General features: G+C 43.1%; 18 protein-coding genes. 15 read left to right on the plus strand and 3 right to left on the minus strand.

Annotated elements, in window-relative coordinates; genetic code table 11:
- Positions 1–348: 348 nt before the first annotated feature.
- On the minus strand, positions 349–1,314 hold the full coding sequence (locus tag NST25_RS07010) for a nitronate monooxygenase (RefSeq protein ID WP_340393596.1): 966 nt from the start codon (positions 1,312–1,314) through the stop codon (positions 349–351).
- A 600-nt stretch (positions 1,315–1,914) separates the two neighbouring features.
- Here NST25_RS07010 and NST25_RS07015 point away from each other — a divergent pair.
- The 4 genes from NST25_RS07015 (at position 1,915) to NST25_RS07030 (ending at position 5,299) form a co-directional block, all read left to right on the plus strand.
- On the plus strand, positions 1,915–2,085 hold the full coding sequence (locus tag NST25_RS07015; RefSeq protein WP_326047429.1) for a hypothetical protein: 171 nt from the start codon (positions 1,915–1,917) through the stop codon (positions 2,083–2,085).
- 78 nt (positions 2,086–2,163) lie between these two features.
- Entirely contained in the window at positions 2,164–2,358 is a 195-nt protein-coding gene (locus NST25_RS07020; protein WP_340393600.1) for a hypothetical protein, read from the plus strand.
- 190 nt (positions 2,359–2,548) lie between these two features.
- On the plus strand, positions 2,549–3,076 hold the full coding sequence (locus tag NST25_RS07025) for a hypothetical protein (RefSeq protein ID WP_340393602.1): 528 nt from the start codon (positions 2,549–2,551) through the stop codon (positions 3,074–3,076).
- A 1,563-nt stretch (positions 3,077–4,639) separates the two neighbouring features.
- Entirely contained in the window at positions 4,640–5,299 is a 660-nt protein-coding gene (locus NST25_RS07030; RefSeq protein ID WP_248547753.1) for a hypothetical protein, read from the plus strand.
- A 55-nt stretch (positions 5,300–5,354) separates the two neighbouring features.
- Here NST25_RS07030 and NST25_RS07035 read toward each other — a convergent pair whose 3' ends face one another.
- Positions 5,355–5,771, minus strand: a complete 417-nt coding sequence (locus NST25_RS07035) for a MerR family transcriptional regulator (protein WP_076279552.1) — start codon at positions 5,769–5,771, stop codon at positions 5,355–5,357.
- 120 nt (positions 5,772–5,891) lie between these two features.
- On the opposite strand from NST25_RS07035, the gene NST25_RS07040 reads away from it, so the two are divergent.
- The 4 genes from NST25_RS07040 (at position 5,892) to NST25_RS07055 (ending at position 10,780) form a co-directional block, all read left to right on the plus strand.
- A complete protein-coding gene (locus tag NST25_RS07040; RefSeq protein WP_076185356.1) occupies positions 5,892–6,941 on the plus strand; it encodes an NAD(P)-dependent alcohol dehydrogenase in 1,050 nt (349 codons plus the stop codon).
- A gap of 569 nt (positions 6,942–7,510) precedes the next feature.
- On the plus strand, positions 7,511–8,911 hold the full coding sequence (locus NST25_RS07045; RefSeq protein WP_076282274.1) for a sugar ABC transporter substrate-binding protein: 1,401 nt from the start codon (positions 7,511–7,513) through the stop codon (positions 8,909–8,911).
- Positions 8,912–8,996: 85 nt separating this feature from the next.
- Positions 8,997–9,914 (plus strand): sugar ABC transporter permease, encoded by a 918-nt coding sequence (locus NST25_RS07050; RefSeq protein ID WP_254847734.1) that lies wholly within the window; start codon positions 8,997–8,999, stop codon positions 9,912–9,914.
- Entirely contained in the window at positions 9,911–10,780 is an 870-nt protein-coding gene (locus NST25_RS07055) for a carbohydrate ABC transporter permease (RefSeq protein ID WP_076125340.1), read from the plus strand. The genes NST25_RS07050 and NST25_RS07055 overlap by 4 nt, the downstream gene beginning before the upstream one ends.
- A gap of 214 nt (positions 10,781–10,994) precedes the next feature.
- Here the strand turns inward: NST25_RS07055 and NST25_RS07060 are convergent, their stop codons facing one another.
- Positions 10,995–12,524, minus strand: coding sequence for a helix-turn-helix domain-containing protein (locus tag NST25_RS07060; RefSeq protein ID WP_076193529.1), 1,530 nt, complete (start codon positions 12,522–12,524; stop codon positions 10,995–10,997).
- A gap of 195 nt (positions 12,525–12,719) precedes the next feature.
- Between NST25_RS07060 and NST25_RS07065 the strand changes: the two genes are divergently transcribed.
- The 7 genes from NST25_RS07065 to NST25_RS07095 are packed head-to-tail and all read left to right on the plus strand — an operon-like array spanning position 12,720 to position 19,669.
- Positions 12,720–12,971, plus strand: coding sequence for a hypothetical protein (locus tag NST25_RS07065; RefSeq protein WP_081386479.1), 252 nt, complete (start codon positions 12,720–12,722; stop codon positions 12,969–12,971).
- An 11-nt stretch (positions 12,972–12,982) separates the two neighbouring features.
- Positions 12,983–14,731, plus strand: a complete 1,749-nt coding sequence (locus NST25_RS07070) for a CocE/NonD family hydrolase (RefSeq protein ID WP_076193524.1) — start codon at positions 12,983–12,985, stop codon at positions 14,729–14,731.
- Between the two features lie 17 nt (positions 14,732–14,748).
- A complete protein-coding gene (locus tag NST25_RS07075; protein WP_076125332.1) occupies positions 14,749–15,132 on the plus strand; it encodes a holo-ACP synthase in 384 nt (127 codons plus the stop codon).
- Positions 15,133–16,137 carry a phosphate acyltransferase gene (locus tag NST25_RS07080; protein WP_076125330.1) on the plus strand — a complete coding sequence of 335 codons (1,005 nt, stop codon included), beginning with the start codon at positions 15,133–15,135 and terminating at the stop codon, positions 16,135–16,137.
- A 4-nt stretch (positions 16,138–16,141) separates the two neighbouring features.
- The gene (gene buk / locus NST25_RS07085; RefSeq protein WP_076193519.1) at positions 16,142–17,275 is read left to right on the plus strand and encodes a butyrate kinase; all 1,134 of its coding nucleotides are present in this window, start codon (positions 16,142–16,144) and stop codon (positions 17,273–17,275) included.
- The gene (locus tag NST25_RS07090) at positions 17,268–18,191 is read left to right on the plus strand and encodes an alpha/beta hydrolase (RefSeq protein WP_076125327.1); all 924 of its coding nucleotides are present in this window, start codon (positions 17,268–17,270) and stop codon (positions 18,189–18,191) included. Before buk ends, NST25_RS07090 begins: the two co-directional genes overlap by 8 nt.
- The gene (locus NST25_RS07095; RefSeq protein ID WP_217696513.1) at positions 18,155–19,669 is read left to right on the plus strand and encodes an FAD-dependent oxidoreductase; all 1,515 of its coding nucleotides are present in this window, start codon (positions 18,155–18,157) and stop codon (positions 19,667–19,669) included. The genes NST25_RS07090 and NST25_RS07095 overlap by 37 nt, the downstream gene beginning before the upstream one ends.
- The last annotated feature ends 1 nt before the right edge of the window (position 19,670 follow it).

The following is a 19,670-nucleotide window of genomic DNA, read 5'->3' on the forward strand; positions in this document are numbered from 1 at the left end:
GGACCATATTTAAATTTTTTAGAGAAGATATAGTTCAGCGAATTTTTGTATTAAACCAACTCATAAAAATACATGAGAAAGGGGGAGGGAAAATTGTTAAGTGGTGCTCTGAAGAGTACATATATCCAGTCATCTTTTGCGATTGGGCATATTGCATTTTGGCTGTGAAGATATTTAGCTGTTGTTGCAATTAAAAAGAAAGGTACGGAAATCTTTGGTTAATACAACACAAAAGCTTATTAAATATAACTAAATTTGAGTATCAAGCGAAATAAAAAAAACCACTTATGCTCGGAAATCCCAAGCTTGCTTAAGTGGTTAATCGTGCTTTTGAATCTTATAACAACCTTAAGTTGTCGGGTTCAATGCCCCTTGATACTCATCCATTAAATTGTCGATAATCTGCTGTACGGACAAAATCTCTTTAATCTCATGAACTCTGGACCCAGCAAAAACCAATCCGTTCTTAACATCTCCTCTAAGGGAAGTGAGCAGGGATTCCATTGTACAGAAGCGATGTGAACAAACCTTTAGACAATTATAGCATTTGACTATCTTTAATTTGGCATCATCACTGATCCGGTCCGTAAAATCATTCCGAATCGCTCTACCTTCTAGACCCACAGTAGACTTGATTAGGACAGTATCTCCTTGCTGAGCATCTACATACTTTTGCTTGAAGGCTAAGGGAGCATCACACTCAAGGCTAGCCACAAAACGGGTACCCATTTGAACACCAGATGCGCCGATCCGAATGGCTTTTGCGATATCATCCCCTGTTAGAATTCCACCCGCAGCAATAACAGGAATCGAAACGGCCTCTAAGACTTCAGGAAGGATATCAAACATGGATCTGTCTGTACCTAAATGGCCTCCAGCTTCGAACCCTTCCACAACGACTGCGGAGGCACCAAGTCTTTCGGAAATTCGGGCTAATTTGGCGGATGAAACAATAGTTACGACAGGAGTACCATATTCTTTACCCCAAGCATAAATATCTCTAGAAATTCCGGCTCCGGAAATAATAAAGTCAACCTTTTCCTCCAAAGCAATCTTCATTTTTTCGGCAAAGTCCTTCACTGCGAATAGTACATTCACACCGATGTAGCCATTCCCTTTAGAGAGTTCTCTTGTTTTGCGAATATGCATTCTCAGCTCATCAGGAGTAATCCCTGTACCAGAGATGGTGCCGATCCCGCCTGCATTGGCTACAGCAGCGGCTAGTCCACTTAAGGATATGCCTACACCCATTCCACCTTGAATAACAGGAACTCTCGATTTAATATGTCCGAATTGGATTGTTGGAAGTTTCAATTACACACCTCTTTTGCAAGTTGTTGACATTATTAATACTCCTCTAGAGTAATAAGATATATCGTAACACAGCTAATTCTTTCCCGGATGTGACTGTAAACATGCTCAAACTATGTTAAATATCATGTCTTTCAACTGTTAAGTTGTTGATATCAAGTGAAAATTTAAGAAAACGAAGTGACTATTAAAAAAAGGACAATGAATAACAAAAAAAAGAGCCATCCATCCGGTAAAACCTTCATACTTCTATCAACGCTTTTCTATCAAGAAAGTGGATTTTGACATCGTATCGTGTCCACAACCTCAAGAAATTCGATAACACTGGGGAAGACATGGGGGACTTAATCTCCATCATGCACCTTAGATCCTTAAAGAAAACGCGGAAAGACGTATCCCGCGGCTGTCCTCGCAGTGGGCGTCATCTAGTTTTCTGCTGGCGAGAGGCTTGGTGTATTTCAACTGTTCAGCGAATACGGGTCAGAACACTGGCTTGCAAGCAAGCTTGTTGCTGTTAGTCTGGCAATAGTGCTTGGTGTTATTACAAGTATTTTGCTGTGCCATCGGCATCATTACAAGCAATATGGATAGGAGGGAAGAGTGGTGCGAGGAGCTGAGCTAAAACTTACCGCGGTTGAACTTCTTGCAGATAATGGTCACTTGCTGCTAGGGAATGTGAATCTGGCTTTGCCGCCAGGCTGGTATGGTCTGGAGGGAGCCAATGGCAGCGGAAAAACAGCATTGCTCAAAGCGATAGCTGGCCTCGGCCTCTAACTGGCGGGCAATGGAGACTTTTCTACCCTTATTATTTCCAAAATAATGTATAGGGAAGGGAGGTGTTTAAATGAGGATATGTATGAAGGGCAGATTGATCAATTAATGAGAGATTATGGAAGAGTTCAAGCTATGGACGATATTATGCTTGGCGCTGCTCTATTTCTATTTCTATTTACCGGTGGAAGTAAAGATAAAGTTTTAAAAACTCAAGTAAGCGGTAAAACCTTAAGATTAATAAATAAAGAAACAGATATGTTAGCGGAATATTAGGGTTTTACAAAGACGAAAGTAAAAATTAAGGATAAACTAGTGTATAAAAATGGTAAACCCTCTATTGCTCAAGATCTTGATTTGCAGATCGGAGGTATATGGAAATAGATTCAAAAAAGGTATATTTAGTTTAGTAAAGATACTCGTTTGGGTACTTATGATGCCTTATTAAATAGGATTGGAGATTGAAATGTATAAATTCTTTTGGAGGATTACTAAATATAACCCAGCTAACCGTATTAATAATGTATACACAAAAAATGAATGGACCTCAATAAGTGATGTCGGGAATTTGTATCCATCTGGAGATTTTTTAATTGAAAATTATTTAGAAACTGAATCATTATATATAACGGCTATAAATTTAATAATGATTGAGAATAATTTATACACAATTCAAGTAGTAGATCTAGAAAAATATAACTTTGACGTGGAGAAAGCTGAATTCCATTCCATCTACACTGACGAGATGAAAAGTATTTATAACAGTGTGAAAAATGGCGACTATATCTCTGTGTATGAGTTGAAATTACTTTCTCAATTAATTTTAAGAGAAAAGATTTGGTGTAAATTTCAAAGTAGAGAGATGTTTGTTCACTTTGGTTTTGATTATTACATGTATATTGGGAGTGTGAAGGAATGTAATGATTCTTTAATAAAGATCAGTAGTTCAGGTTTATTTGTTGAGAGTTTTGAAACACCTTATTTGCAAGAATAGTAGTGCTTTAGTCGCATACGACTGTAATAACTATGACATACGAGAATGCAATGCCAACCTTACTTTTATACAGTATTATTAAGATTGATTGGTTAAGAATATTGTGAGGGAGAAGAAGAATCAATACAATCTAGATATCTATTTAGTTGTACAACTTGCGGTATGTAGGTAATGTTTGGAAAAAAATATGATTGGGAAAACAGTACTAGAAATATTGTAATTGAAGGAGAAAATTCAAGATAGTTAAGTGAAAGGCCACATAGGAGCGTAACAACTCCATGGGGCTTTTTAATTGTTTGCGTGCCTAGAGGCACGCATAATCCAGTTCATTTCTAGGTTATTACATCCTATCGTGTCCATTACCTCAAAAAGCAACTTGCCAACTGGGGATTGCTCTTTTGATTGGTAGGATGTCTTCGTGAGGGAGAATCCCGAAGGGTCCGCAGACAAAGACCCGCCTTGCAGTGAACCAGAGTTGGCGGAGATGTCGTGCGACCCGCGAAAACTTAATTTAACGATTTGGGAATATTTATTTAATTTGAAGATTGCTACAAGTTTCTTCCGGTGTACAATTTGTTATGCTCCGATTTTCATCTGTTTGAATAATTACTACGCTTCCGTTTACTTTATCACTAAAAGAGATCGACATTTTACTTTTGGGTAGTTTACCAATAAATGATTGTATCTCCTCATAAGTGAGCTCACTGTCTGAGGTTTTAACTACTAGGCTGGAGAGATAGTTATAATATTTTGAATCTTGGAGACTCTCATTTTGTAGATGAAAAAGGGAAGATATTGGACTTTAATACTTGTCTCTATCGCTTGAATTTCATTTTTGTAATTTGAATGGAACATTATTCGAATTTCTTCTTTTGCTGTGTAGCATGTGTTTGTAATGACTGGGGTGAATAAGAGCATAGCAATAGCAATATTTATAATTATTATTTTTTTACGTTCAGTTTTAATCCAAAGCGCTATAAATAGCAGGCAGGCAACCCCCACTAAAAAAGTATAAAGAGTCATCATGTAGGAATTCTATTCAATGAAAAAATATCCTCCATAAGATAGAACCTGAAAAAGAAGGATTCCAGCTGTATAAACAATTATGAAAGTTATAAATCCTATCAAGATTTTTAATTTGTTTTTATTCATTTTTCTTCCTATTGTGAAAACAACTTAAGGGAAACAGGAATCTTTTCTATAATAAGAAAGGTTGAGTGGCAACAGCATAATGCAATAATCTACGTTCGTGAGAGGAGACCGGTTACTCGCAAAAGGACAAGACAGCAAATAAAGGTTACTAATACTTGAAAAGTTCAATTCCTTAACTCAAATGAAATAATTTAATGTAGGTGTGTGCAAGTTGAAGATCGTAGACCCATATTTTTTACTCGATTTATTAGGTCTCATAACAGATCGAGGAGATGACGATGAAGTTGTTGAGAAATATAGACTTGTGGACTTTTTCGACGCCTTCATTCTTGAATACTATCAATAAAGATAACCGTCAAACAATAGAATATATGATATAATGACGTGGTTGTTGTAAGGTGCAATTTTAATATGAAAAATAGGATGGGCAATATGAAGGGTTATCTTTATAACGTGGATAAAAAACGATTGATTATTATGGTTATCGGCAATGTATTTCTGGGCATGGGAATTAGTATTTTTAAGCTGTCCGGCATGGGGAATGATCCCTTTAGCGGCATGGTGATGGCTCTTGCAGAGTGCGTGGGTATAACATATGCAAATTTTCTGATCTTGCTGAACCTGGTATTGTTTGTAATCGAATTCATCACCGGACGAAGGTATATTGGAGCAGGGACTTTTGTAAACGCAATCTTTTTGGGGTATATCGCTACGTTCTTTCATAGTACTTGGCTATCTCTGTTAGGCGAACCTCAGCTGTTATGGCAGCGGGTGGTCGTCGTAGCGATTGGCGTGGTGGTATGCAGTTTTGGGGTATCCCTGTATCAGACATCGGCTGTGGGAGTCGCTCCTTACGACAGCCTGTCCCTGATTATGAGGGATAACGTCCCGAAAATATCTTATTTTTGGCACCGGATGTTTACGGATGCTCTTTGTGCTTTGATTTGCTTCCTGGCAGGAGGCGTTATAGGCTTAGGTACTCTAGTGTCCGCACTTGGTTTGGGACCCATTATTCATTTTTTTGATGTGAATTTTACGGAGAAGCTGCTGGCAAAAAAGCGTCCAAATTAAGAAAGGCGGGGCAGACCAATCTGCCCCGCCTTTACTGTAATTTGAAGGTCCATTTTTAATGAGTAAATGCACTCTTAATGTTATTTTTTTTATGAACATCTTCCGTGCCGCTATCCAAGGCGGTCTTGTAGTAGAAGCATTTATGGTCTATGACTTCCATCGTTTTTTTCAATTCTTCCATCTGTGCTTCTACAGAAGCTTTCCGCTCTAAGAACATGTCATATCTCTGCTGCAAGGTGGAGTCCCCTTCAGAGCACCACTCAATGAAATGTTTTATTTCCTTAATCGGCATCCCGGATGACTTCAGGCATTCAATTACTTTTAAAGCGTCCATATCCGTTTCTTTGAAAATGCGTTTCCCGCTGGGGGTTCTTTCTATAAAAGGCAAAAGCCCCTCTTTGTCATAGTAACGCAGGGTATGTGATGTCATATTAAAATATTCTGCAACTTCACTTATGGAGTATGTCTTCATCATCTATCTCCAGTCTTAATTATATTTTATGCTTGACTTAGAGTTAACTTTAAGTAATAACATAGGTTTTGTAAAGTCGGCGTTACAGTTTTTTATATTAACTAGAAGAGAGGTTTCACTATGATAAAGGTTAATGCACGTGCTACATTCAGTCAGGAAGGCCCGTTCAAGCTAACTACAATTGAACGCCGGAATCTGCAGCCGCACGATGTTCTTATTGAGATTAAATACGCTGGCATTTGCCACTCGGATATTCATACAGCCCGCGGGGAGTGGGGACCGGTTAAGTATCCACTTGTTCCAGGGCATGAGATCGCCGGTATTGTCAGCCAGGTCGGTTCCGAAGTTACAAAGTACGCAGTTGGCGATCGTGTAGGGGTAGGTTGTATGGTTGACTCCTGTGGAGAGTGCAGTAATTGCCAAAAAGGTGAGGAGCAGTATTGCCTGAGTGGAAATACGGGCACCTATGGAGCTATCGACCGGCATGGTCACTATACTCAGGGCGGATATTCCACACACATCGTTGTAACAGAAGACTTCGTGGTCCGGATTCCTGATGCTATTCCGCTTGACGCGGCTGCACCGCTTTTGTGTGCAGGAATCACCACCTATTCACCGCTGCGCCATTGGGGAGCCGCTCCCGGCAAAAAAGTAGCTGTAGTGGGTCTTGGCGGGCTTGGACACATGGCTGTGAAGATTGCTCATGCCATGGGAGCTGAGGTTACTGTGTTATCACAGTCACTGAAGAAGAAGGAAGACGGATTGCAATTAGGAGCGGATCATTATTATGCCACAAGCGATCCGGAGACATTTAAGCAGCTTGCCGGTTCATTCGATCTTATTGTGAATACAGTAAGCGCACAGATTAATATTGATGCTTATCTTTCACTTCTGGCATTGGATGGTACATTGGTCAATGTTGGTGCGCCCGCTGATCCATTGGCAGTTAACGTATTCTCGCTGATCGGCCACCGCCGTTCGTTTGCCGGATCGATGATTGGCGGAATCCGTGAAACGCAGGAAATGCTTAATTTCTGCGCTGAACATAATATTGCTTCTGAAATCGAGGTCATTTCTGCTGACCGGATTGATGAAGCTTGGGAGCGTGTGCTTGCTTCAGATGTCCGTTACCGGTTTGTCATCGACATCAGCACGATGGGGAACGAATAAGAGACGCCTTCATTCTTGACCTCGGTTCGTGGCCACAACCTCAAGAAATTCGATAACATAGCGGGAATTTGCTAAGGAGCTGGAAATCTCACGCAGTTATGTTTCGAGAAGAGAAAAAAGGCGTTGTTGCATACAGCAGCATATGTGTATAAATGCTAAATAGGCAGAGCAGTGCTTCTACCATTGGGGTAGGAGGACGGCTCTGCTTATTGTCGTTGCTGCAATTGAATATTTTGGTTCAGCTGATTCTGCCGTTTTTATGAAAAAGCTGATTCTTTAAAGGTTGGAATTTTTAAAAATCAGGTTGAAAAATGCTATTTTCCCTAATAGAAAATCATGACACAATAACAATAAAGCGCTTACTTCATTAAAATATCCCAAGTTCATGAAGACTCTATACCACTTTTTGAAAATATTCACGATATTAAAAGTCGTATCTGCAGGCCGAAATTTCGGATTCCAAGCAAAGGTTGAAATTATTAAAAAAGTTGGTACTAAACGTTTAACTCAATAACTTAAGGGGTCAAACGGTTAGACATATCTATGTAATTATGAAGGGGGAGAGGGAAATGAAAGTAGGTAAAGCATTCGGGGCAGGTATTCTTTCAACTGCAATAGCGTTAAGTGTCATTGGCTGCGCGAAAGACGAGACAAACACAGTAACCAAGGCATCTGATGCACCCAAAGCATCTGAGAACGCAACCTCCAAGCCTGAGGAGAAGGTCAAAATTATCTATTCGATGTGGGGAAGTGCGGAAGAGGGAAATGTAACCCAGGGAGTGGCGGATAAGTTTAATGCTTCTCAAGACAGAATTGAAGTAGAAGTACAAGCAATTCCTTGGGAAAACTACATGACTAAGCTGAATACAATGGCTACGGCAGAGCAATTGCCTGACACAGGGATGCTCAGAGAAGATGGGGTCGTTCAGTGGTCTACCCAAGGCATGCTGAATGATGTAAATACAATGTACGAAGGAAGCGACAGCAAACCACTCGATAGCTTAGCCTACAAATATCAAGGGAAAACCGTAGCCTACGCGGCTGCCAATGAAATCTTACTCCTCTATTACAACAAAGATATGTTTGACAAAGCCAATGTACCCTATCCCCCAGCCGCTTTAGACCAAGCGTGGACATGGGACGAATTTGTAACAACAGCAAAGAAGCTGACCCTTGATAAAAATGGTAAACATCCTGATGAGAGTGGCTTTAATGAGCAGAGTATCGTACAGTTTGGCGCATCCGTTGAAAACTTACCATGGCAGCTTGAGACCTGGGCGCTTGGTAATGGTGGAGGGTTCTATTCGGGTGATGGGACTGAGGTGAGAATTGGAGAAGACGCCAGTATAGAGGGAATTCAGAAGGTTGCAGATCTTTACTTGAAGGATCATGTTGCTCCGTTGTCTGTCGGACAGACTGATGATGGCATTCAACGAACCATCATCGCGGGAACTGTTGCCATGGCTACTAACGGTGCGTGGAACGTGGGAACTAGTCTGAATACGGCCAAGAATGAAGGCTTGAACTATGGCGTCGCAGTATTGCCTTACATGAAGGATAAGGTTACTCTCAACACGGGTGGCGCCAATGTCGTCTTCTCCCAGACTAAGCATCCAAAAGAAGCGATGGAATGGCTGAAATGGTACAACTCAGAAGAAAATAACTGGGGCCTCATTAGCTCGGGGATCTGGATGCCAACACTGGAGAAGTGGTACACGGATGAGACCCTTACCCGTAAATGGGTCGAAAATCCTAACTTCCCTGTTTATGACGAATATAAATCTGCAGTAGTCGATTATGCGCAATCACCTGCTGTGAAGCCTGCAGCGTGGTTCTATACGAATCATACGACGGAGTTTAACACCTTGCTCGGGTCGGTTCTAGGGGATGTATGGACTGGAAAGACGACCGCTAAGGATGCTATTTCTAAAAATCTCGATGCGTTGAAAGCAGCCCATTCAGGCAATTAGTAAAGTTCGTAAAAGACTGGCCGCTGCCAAGCTCACACACGCGGCGGCCATATTATGATCTTCAGGTGGGGAGATAGAGATGGAAATGATTAATAAATCTCCGAAACGTCGTTCACGTATTCATGCAGGTGAGGCACGAGCCGCGTATATATTATTGATCCCTGCCTTCCTTGGGCTGATCTTTCTAACGTATCTACCTCTTATTGGGGTGCTCGGGATCAGCTTAACGAATTGGACGGGACTTTCAGACCCCAAATTTGTTGGCTTCGAGAATTATATTAATCTATTTACCACTGATCCTTATATTAAAGATTCTATTATCGCTACGGTCTACTTTGCCGTCTTATCGGTAGTTGGAGGCATGATTTATTCACTTTTTATTGCGATGCTACTGAATCGTAAAATTCCGGCTAGAGGGTTTTTCCGGGCTGTGTTCTATGTACCGTACGTTTTGCCGGCAGCCGCAATATATGTAGGATGGTCCTGGTTATACGAAGCTAATTTTGGATTTTTTAACTTTATTCTCTCTGAGATGGGTTTGAACAAAGTTTCTTTTATCGCGGATTCCAGCTATGTCATTCCATCCCTATCCTTGATTTCGGTTTGGCTGTCAGGTAACTTAATTGTTATTTTCTTAGCTGGGCTGCAAAATGTTCCGGTCGTCTACCATGAAGCGGCTGAAATGGATGGTGCGAATGGATGGAAACGATTCTTGCATATCACTTTACCGTGCATGTCGCCCATTATCTTTTACAATTTGCTAATGAGCTTGATTGCCAATCTCCAAATTGTTACGCCGGCTCTTTCATTAACGAATGGGGGCCCGGGTAATTCTTCACGCTTTTTAACTTATCTGATGTATGATCAAGCTTTTGTAAATTATAAATTGGGGTATGCTTGTGCGACAACAGCCGTTATTTTTGTTATTCTTGCAGGCTTTACTGGTGTATTATTCAAAACCTCCAACCTATGGATCTTTAATGAAGGGGGCGATGACAAATGAGTGTAGCCTCATACGGAAGATTAAAGAGCAAAAAACGTAATAATCAATGGATGAACCTGATCTCGTTTGTCGTTGTTATTTTTTTTACTATACTCGTGCTCTTTCCAATCTGGTGGATATTTCGCACGTCGCTCATGTCGAATGCCGAGATATACCAATATCCGCCTTCACTGCTGCCAGGAAATTGGTTGTTTTCAAACTATGCAGAAACGCTAGAGATCTTTAAGTTTTGGAAATATTTATGGAACACTATGATTATTATTGTACCCGCCTGTCTGGCAGGAACCTTTACAGCGACTTTATGCGGTTATGCCTTTGCAAGACTGCGTTTTCGGGGCAAAAAATTGATTTGGGCTCTTTGTGTCGGTTCGATGCTTCTACCTGCCATGGTTACACTTATTCCGCTATATATTGGGTGGACGAGAGGCTTAGGAATTCATGACAGCTATCTGCCGTTGATTTTGCCTTATTTCTGTGGTGGCGGGGCTTTTAATATCTTTTTGATCAGGCAGTTTATCATGTCTATACCGAGAGAGCTTGATCAAGCAGCAACGATCGATGGCGCTGGATATTACCGCATTTTGTTCAGCATTATTATGCCGGCCATTAAATCTGCGATGATCGTCGTCGCATTATTTATCTTTATCGGTTTATGGAATGATCTACTTCAACAGATGATTTACATAAACTCAAGCGATAAGTATACGATAGCCTTGGGACTAACCGCCTTTAGAGGCCAACTAAAGCAGGACTGGTCGCTGACGATGGCGGCTACGTGTATGTCCTTTGCGCCGGGTGTCATTTTTTATCTGATTGGTCAAAAATATTTCGTAGAAGGAATCACGTTGACAGGACTGAAAAATTAGCTTCAATGGCTAAAGATAGCGCACTGTAATCTGCTCTGAAGTATTAATGGGGGCACCTTTCTGCTAAGGCTTAAGTTCCGAGCCCGGCGGTATAAGGTGCCCTTTATTTGTGCTGTAAAAGCTTCTACAGATTATGAATAAAGTTATATAGGTTTGCTGGGACGAGTCCTCTCTTTGAATTGGAACGTCCATACAAATTCCTCGAAGATTAGTTTTATTTATGTACTTCGTATTTTAAGTTCAGAAAATGAAATGTCAATTGCAGTTTGAGACGAATATCACCGTTGCTTAAGTCTAATTGGAAAAGCTCCCGGATCCTGTTGATACGATAGAACAAAGTGTTTCTATGGATAAAAAGTGCTTTTGCCGCAAGAGCTGGAGTGTCCACATACTGAAGATAGGCTTCAAGGGTAGGCAGCAAACTTGTTTTGTGGGTATGGTCATAAGCAATAAGCTTCTGAATAACCGGATGACAGAAATCAGCAAGATCATGATGTTCAGATATGATTTTTCCAATATGCTCACAGAGATAGTCCTCATACACATAGATTGACTTGTTAAAGTCAAGTTGGAGTCCTAAGTCGATGGCAGCCAGACATTGTTTGTAATATTTTCGCAAAAAATTTAATTGACTGAAGGAATCACTCATTGAAGCAGTCAGACTATTTACTTGCAGAAACTCCAGAATCCGTTCTTCTTTAGTAATTATTTCGTGGGATGAATCGGTGAGAGAGATTAGAAATACAATGCGCCCTTGAAAAACGATCCAACGGTTGTTTGGCAGGAATTGACTTAGATGCTGCGCGACCAGTTGAACTTTTCCCTCAAAAAAACCGTTGTTTTGGTCAATTAAGGTCAACACACGCAAGTTAGAGGACAGCGGCCACTCCATATGAGCCAAGCGCATTGCAATGACATTAGCATCATAGAGATCACCAGTAAGGAGTTCGGTAAGCAGAAAGCTATGAACCATTCCTTGATTGGATTTATAGAAATCACTCTTCTGCAATTCTACCGAAACCAGTTCGCAAAGAAATTTTACTAGTTCAAAATCAATATCAGTAAATTCACGATCAAGCTCCATAACACTAACCTGTGCAAATTCTATACCGTGGACGTACACAAAAGCTGTAATCCAACCGTTCTTGGTCTCGGGATCACGAGAGTAATAAGGAAAAAGAGCCATCCGGGTCCGCTCGTATAAATTGGATTTCTTCATGCTTTGAATATTTCGGTCAAGGACATAACCTAAGTGTCTCTGTTGTTCAATATCAGGTCGGCTGGGAATAGGTGCTTGACACATAGCAAGTAATTTATAGCCAGCATCAACAATGATAACCGGATTACCAAAGATGCGGGTGGCTTCATTCGTCATGTGCTGCAATCCTTTGTTGGAGTTAAGTGCAGAGATAAGCGTGTGCATATGCTCAATAAGCCGATTCTCATGAGCAAGGATAGTAGAGATTTTCTCTGAAAGATCCAGCAAATCCAGTTCATTTGGCAGAAGGGTAAGGCAAGTATAAGAATCAACAGATGCGTCACAATCCTGAATACAGAAAAGTGGGGTGTCTGTTGGAAAGTCCCTTGGTATATCTGAAAGCTTGCCTAAATAGGCAGTGTCAGTCTTGAATACGGAGTAGGGTCGCAGGATAGCAAATTCGTTAATCTCTTTGGTTTGTAATGCCTCTTCCGGCCAGGCAAGACAACAGTCGCTAAGTTTTCTGATGATCTTTTGAAGATTCACGAGAACAGCCTCCAATAGCACTAGGAACCTTTGTGCAATTTTACAAAACTTTGTTGAAATAACCGATCACGATTAAGTTGCAGTACATGGGAGATAACGCTCTCATTATATATACTGAAATTATCACATGCAGCAATAAATGACACTTTAGCTTGAAAATGTGTGATGAGCTGTATTCAACAAGGAGGGATTGTATTGGAATTACGTGAAGAAATTTATGCGAAGCTGGTGGAAAGAGCTTCGCCTTTATTCGGGAAGAAGCCGGAGGATTTGTCGGAAAGTCTTTCATTTACGAGTGATTTACAGGCAAAATCTGTGCATTTTTCGCAGATCACTACTTTCTTGGAGGACGCTTTTAATGTTGAAATTCCATATATGAAATTTCGCCGGAAACAAACCATCGCTGAGGCTGTTGATTATGTGCTGGAAATTTGCGAGAACGGATAAGGAGAAGGACAATGAACAAATTTTTTACAAAGAAAGAAATGTTTCAGGGCGAAGAGCTTGAGAGTATTTACCGTGTGGCCCGTCGGCCTGTTAATAAAGAGCAGGATATTGATCTTTCTGCAAGTGAAAATCCAATGGATGCAATGGGACAAGGTTTCTGTCCTCCCTTCAACCAACGAACATACATTGCGGGTGAAGGCGTGATCTGTCAGCAAGACGTACCCGTTAAAATGCGTGACGGGGTGACTATCTACTGTGATATATATATGCCGGAAAACCGAATAGACAAGATTCCTGCACTAGTTTCCTGGAGTTTTTTCGGGAAAAGGCCAGGAGAAGGAATGAGTGAGTGGCAGATTATGGGCGTTCCTCCGCAGACCGTATCCAAACTCGCAAAGTTCGAGTCTCCGGACCCTATGTATTGGTGCCGAATGGGTTACGCCGTTGCCAACGTTGATACTCGCGGTGCAGGTCATTCCGAAGGTGATGTAAGCATGTTCAGTCGTCAGGATTGTGAGGATGGCTATGATTTTATCGAATGGCTGGGTGTTCAATACTGGTGTAACGGTCGAGTGGGTATGGGAGGAAACTCTGGTGTAGCCATGACCCAGTATCGTGTAGCAGCTTATCAACCTCCCCATCTCGCCTGTATAGCCCCGTGGGAAGGCACGACTGATGTGTACCGGGAAGCAATTTATGAAGGGGGCATCCCAGCACTTAGCTTCAATGAATTCATCGCAGCTTCGGTTACGGGGAATGGCGGTGTCGATGATCAAGTGGCTATGGCACGGAAATATCCTTTAATGAACGGTTACTGGCGTGACAAAATTCCTGATTTCAGCAAGATTACGATTCCGTGTTACTGTACCGCCGGCTGGAGTCATTTTCATCTGCGTGGTTCAATTCAGGGCTATCGTAAAATTAAGACGAAGCAGAAATGGCTGCGCGTACATCGCGATTTTGAATGGGCAGATGCTTATGATCCTTACAATCTTGAGGACCTGAAGCGCTTCTATGACCGCTACCTGAAAGACATTCATAATGGCTGGGAATTAACCCCCCGTGTCCGGCTTGATGTTATGGATGCTTTCGATTGTGATTACCAGGTACAGCGCAAGGAAAAAGGATTTCCTCTGGAGCGAACTCAATATACACGTTACTACCTGGATGCGGCCAGCATGAGCATGCAAGAAGGTCCTGTTTCTGCCGCATCCGAAGCAACTTACGACTCGGACAGTGGAGAAGCAATCTTTGATATGGAAATTAAAGAGGATACTGAGCTGACCGGTTATATGTTTTTACGGCTTTATGTTGAAGCAGCCGGGCATGACGACATGGATCTTTTCATTAATATTCAGAAGGCTGATGGAGAGGGCAATTGGATTCCCTGGCATGTACTGGATGAGCCGCATCCCGGAGCATGGGGTAAGATTCGTGTTTCGCACAGAGAGCTTGATTCAAAGCTTAGTACCCACTATCAGCCTGTGCTTTCTCACGAACGTGAGCTGAAGCTCACTGGGGGAGAGGTAGTTCCGGTGGATATCGAAATTGTACCTTCCAGCCGGATCTGGCATAAAGGTGAGAAACTGCGGGTGCAGGTGGCAGGCCGCTATATCCGGGAGGGTTGGTTCGAGCCTCTAGCGTGGGACACAGACAATAAGGGCAGACACATCATTCGCACTGGCGGGGAATATCAATCCTTCCTTCAGGTACCGGTAATTCCGCCACGTTATCAATCTGGTGAATATATCTACCGTTAGATATGGAGGAAAGTCCGATGATCGGTGTGGGGACAGATATCGTGAATTTTTCTCATCTGCGAGCCATTACGCTGGTGCAGGAAGATCCATTTATACAAAAAACATATACTCCGAATGAGATCGCGCAAGCTATAAGCCGTCCGGAGCCTTTTTATTACTATGTAACGCGGTTTGCCGGCAAGGAAGCGGTGTTCAAGTCTCTAGCTATCAGTGGCGAGGGAGTTAGTCTCAAAGAGATTGAAATCCTTAATGATGCCGAAGGGCGGCCTAATGTGATACTGCATGGGGAAATCGCCAAACGGGCGCTGCAAAGCTCATGTGCGCAAGTGAAAATTTCCCTTTCTTATGATACAGACTACGCGGTGGCCTTTGCCATAGCTGCAGATGGAAGGAGTATATAAATGAGCCTGCTGGAAACGCTCGAGCAAAAAGCACGTCTTCATCCCAAAAGGGTGGTTTTCCCGGAATGTGATAATGAAATGATTTTGAAAGCCGCCGCGGAGGTGGTCGCACGCAAGATAGGCCAACCTGTGCTAATTGGCAATTCAGAGAGTATCAGTGCGCGTGCGGTGGAACTTGGAATTTCGACTGAGGCATTCAGTTTCTTCAATAATTCGAATGAGCAGCAGTTAGAAGAACTCGCTGACGAATATACAGCACGTTTTGATGAGTTGAGCAGAAAAGCGGTCCTGCGCAAGGCAAAAGATCCAGTAAACTGTGCGATGCTGCTGGTTAAGACCGGCAGGGCTGATTGTGCAGCTGCTGGACGCGAGTATACTACGGCTGAGGTTATAGTGGCGGCTCAAAGCATTATCGGGATGCAGGAAAGCTTTAGCAGCATTTCAAGTCTTGGTATTGTGAATGTGCCGGGCTTTGAGGGTCCTGAAGGTCAGCTGCTTGCTATAGCTGATTGTGCGGTGAATGCCGCTCCCGATGCTGACGAACTTGCTGACATCGCCATATCCTCTGGATATACTGTCAAAACGCTGCTCGGCTGGGAGCCTCGTATTGCTATGCTTTCCTTTTCTACATGTGGCAGCACGGAGCATGAGAGTATTGATGTTATCCGCAAGGCAATCGATATTGTACATGGCAGAGTGCCGGACTTGAAGATCGATGGTGAATTTCAACTTGATGCAGCTATATCCCCAGGGGTGGCTGCAAACAAAGTGAAGCGTGAAAGTGATGTCGCTGGCAAGGCAAATGTGCTTATATTTCCAAATCTGCATGCCGGGAATATAGGTGTCAAGCTGATACAGCTTTTTGGTAAAGCCGATGCATATGGGCCTGTACTTCAAGGCTTTGCACAGCCGATCTGCGATTTTTCCCGCAGTGCTCCGCTTTCCGAAATGATGGGCAATATTATTATGCTAATTGTACGCGCACAGCATGGAAAGGAACTGTGAAGACATGGAAAGGATATATAAAATTTTTACGCTCAGCCCAGGCTCTACTTCAACAAAATTGGCGGTTTTTGAGAACAACACACAAGTATTCAAAGCGAATGTTGCCCATGACCCGGCAGTTCTAAAGACCTTTGCAACTATTGGCGACCAACTTCCTTACCGGCGCGAGACGATTCTATCGGAGTTATATAAGGCTAAAATCAGCCTTACTGCTATGGATGCTTACGCTGCGTACAGTGGAGGTTTGGAAAGCATGGTTGGTGGCATTTATCCGATTAATGAAGCCATTCTTAAGCATTCCCGGGAGGGAAGAACGGTCAAGCATCCGGCAATTCTCGGCGCACAGCTTATTCAAGCATTCTCGGATGAATTTGGCGGAGCACCTGCATATTTGGTCAACCCGCCTGATGTTGACGAATATGAGGAGCTGGCCCGTTTTACAGGGATAAGGGGCATTTATCGAGAGAGTAGAGTACATGTGCTCAATCAGAAAGAAGTCGCCATGCGGTATGCCAAAGAACTACGCAGACCGTATGAGGAATGCAACTTTATTGTGGCGCATGTGGGCGGGGGACTATCTGTTACTGCCCATAAGAAGGGAAGAATGGTAGACGGCAATGATGTACTAAATGGAGAAGGTCCTATGGCGCCGAATCGTTCTGGCTCAGTCCCTGCCGTCCCCATTATTGATATGTGCTTCTCCGGTGAATACACCCATCAGGAAATGATCCAGAAGATCAGCAAGACAGGAGGACTAGTCAGTCATCTCGGTACAGATAACACCATGGAGATCAAAAAAATAATTGCTAGCGGAAATACTTATGCGAAGCTTGTTTATGATGCTATGGCTTATCAGTTATGCAAAGCTGTCGGTGCTTGCGCAGCAGTTCTTCAAGGCCAAGTGGACGGGATCATTCTCACAGGCGGCGTCAGCAATGACCTCTATTTTACAGGTTTTGTGGAGCTATACTGTGGCTGGATCGCACCTGTTAAGGTGTACGGGGGTGATTTTGAAATGGAGGCACTTGCGGCAGGCACTGTGCGTGCTCTGAACGGTGAAGAAGAAACCAAAGTGTATACGGGTTATCCCGTATGGGAAGGTTTCAACAGAACAGAAACAGGAAAATCAAATGGATGATTTCTTGCAAAGCTTCATTAAAATCATACCCTCCATTCGTGCATCTGAAAGAATGGTCCTGTTGTCACAGCATATTCATGGAGAGCGGCTGGAAATACCTTGCGGTGAAAGCCACAGTGTTGAAGTTTGGTTGCATCGTGCCCAGCGGCAAAACTCGCCAGTACTTTTTGAGCTGCATGGCGGGGGGCTAGTGCTTGGCGATGCTGCCAAGGATGATAACCTGTGCGAGGAAGTCAGAACTCTTATTGGCTGTCACGTAGTAGGGATAAATTACCGCAAAGCTCCTGAGAATCCTTACCCTGCAGCGCTAGATGACGTCTGTGGAGTAATGAAGTGGTTTGCCGAAAATGCTGAAAGCTTCAGTATGGACCCTTCACGGTTTGCAGTTATGGGATTCAGTGGAGGGGCGACTCTTGCTACAGCCGCATCAATGAAGGCAAGGGAACAGGATCGCTACTCTATTTGCTGCCAGATTTTGCATTACCCCTATCTTGATGCCGTAACTGATCCGGCAGCGAAGGAGCGCTGTTTGTCCGATATGGCCCCAGAGTTGATGAAAGCGTTTACTTTTCTATATTCAAGTGAGGAGCAACGGAAGGAACCCTATGTATCACCGCTCCATGCGCCTGAACGGTTCATTACTAATATGCCGCCGGTCATTATAGTACTTGCCGAGTGTGATGCGTTGTGCTATGAAGGCGAACAATATGCAATTCGTTTGTCCAGGGCAGGCGTTCCAGTCTTTATACGGCAGATGCAAGCTGCGCACCATGGCTATATAGAAGATGCTTTTAATAGTGCCTGTTATAACGAACTTCCCATAGATACAAAAGAAACCCATGCAATCAACTTCCGTGAGCTGGCAAATGAGGCGGTGGAATGGAGTGCGCAATGGTTAAGGATGTATTTAAATTAATGTTTCTAGGAAAGGAACTTTATATGAGACGGATCGAGACAGAAATAGTTGTAATTGCCGCAGGACCTTCCGGATTGGCAGCCGCTGCGCAAGCTGCTGAGAACGGAGCGAGGGTAGTAGTGCTGGAGAAAAACAGTACGGTAGGTGGCGCAGCAAATATGGGGATGGGACCTCTGGGGATAGGTACGCGGCAGCAAAAATCCATGATGGTAGATATCAGTGTAGAACGGGCCTTCAAAATGTTTATGGAATATACGCATTGGCGCGTAGATGCCACTCTTGTGAAAAGGTATTTTGAAAATTCCGCCAATACCATTACCTGGCTAGAAGAGATGGGCGTCCAGTTTGCTGGCGCATACAAATATTTTCCGAAATCTGAGCAGACCTGGCATATCGTAGCAGTGAACGGTGGCATTGGCCGCAATGGCGGTGCCATCATGAATAAAGCAATCATGGAATACGCACGTGAGCATGGGGTTGAGTTTTATCTTGAATCCCCTGCTCAGCGTATTCTTACAGATGGACAGGGCAAGGTCTGCGCAGTTATTGGCAGAGGGCCTGATGGTGAAGAAACTGAGTTCCGATGCAAGGCTGTTGTTGTAGCTACGGGAGGTGCAGGTGATAATCCAGAGATGATTAAGGAGCGCACCGGCTATAGCTACAAGGAGGATATGTTCAATTTTGCAATACCCGGACTCAAGGGTGACGGAATTCGTATGGCCTGCGAGGCAGGGGCTGCGACAACCGATATGACTGTTGAAATGATCTACATTCTGCCACATTCGGATACCGGTCCGGATAGTGTGCCTGCCGTACTGATGCAACCTAACCTGATGGTGAATCAACTCGGCAAACGTTTTATTAATGAGGAAGAAATGCAGAACAATACCTTCACCGGCAACGCCATCGCTATTCAAAAAGGGCGTGTAGGTTATTCCATTATTGATTCCACTATTCTAAAGGGGTATAAGCGCAATGGTCTTGATGTCATAAACTTTGTGCATGACCCGGATGATGTCAGTGATTTTGATGAGGTCGTAGAGGATTACATCCTTCAGGGCAATCCGGACATTATCAAAGCAGACAGCATTGAGGAGCTAGCTGAAAAACTTGGGATCGTTCCAGAGGCTTTGCTCGATACAGTTGATGAATACAACGATATGTGTGATAGAAGTGATGAGCTCTTCTTCAAAAACAAGACTTATATGAAGCCTGTTGTGAAGGCACCCTTCTATGCCGGATGCTTTCGTCCCAGCGCGTATGGCACACTTGGCGGTATAAAAATAAACGATAGAGCAGAAGTGCTGGATAAGGAATGGTTGCCTGTACCCGGTCTGTACGCTGCCGGTACAGATACCTGTACCATTTACGGGGACAGCTATATGTTTCTTTTACCCGGAAACACGATGGGTTATTGCTTGAATACGGGACGTTTTGCTGGTGAAAGTGCCGCTGAATATGTGAGAGCAGAGGAATAAA

The organism is Paenibacillus sp. FSL E2-0190 (genome assembly GCF_037992965.1).
GTDB classification, from domain to species: domain Bacteria; phylum Bacillota; class Bacilli; order Paenibacillales; family Paenibacillaceae; genus Paenibacillus_AQ; species Paenibacillus_AQ odorifer.